Below are 433 nucleotides of genomic sequence, written 5' to 3'. Positions count from 1 at the left end.
GAGTATAAGCAGTGATAATAGATAGAGTAGGAATACTAAAATCTACATTAGATTCTAATACTTCTTTAGATTCTGCGTTATTATTACTTGGCTTTGGGGATTGAATCTTTAGTGTATTTTCTTTTTTAGTGCAAATAATTGGAAATCCCTTATCGCTAAATACTCCACTAGCGCATAAATCTTGCATTATAGGATAATCATCATTATATTTTTTAAATCCCCTAGCATTTGGTAATATTAAGGCTACTTGAGTGCAAGGACTAGAAATCCCTGCAATATTGTTAGGACAATTTAATATAGGTGAATAAAGCAAATCCGATTCTAGCATTATAGGTGAATCTTTGTGGGTTTTATCTTTTGTCATTGCTTTGATAGATTTGCCTATGTTTGAAGTAAGTTTGACTTGTCCTCCGTGAATACATTTTAGCTCATC

At 31.9% G+C, this 433-nt stretch carries 1 pseudogene; it reads right to left on the bottom strand.

The features are described from left to right. A pseudogene (locus tag ACWIX0_RS14255) lies at positions 1-433 on the bottom strand (lipase); the annotation flags it as partial.

It is taken from the genome of Helicobacter sp. T3_23-1059, assembly GCF_053654515.1.
Note: the sequence above shows the minus strand (reverse complement) of the source record. Positions and strands in the feature narration are given on the sequence as shown.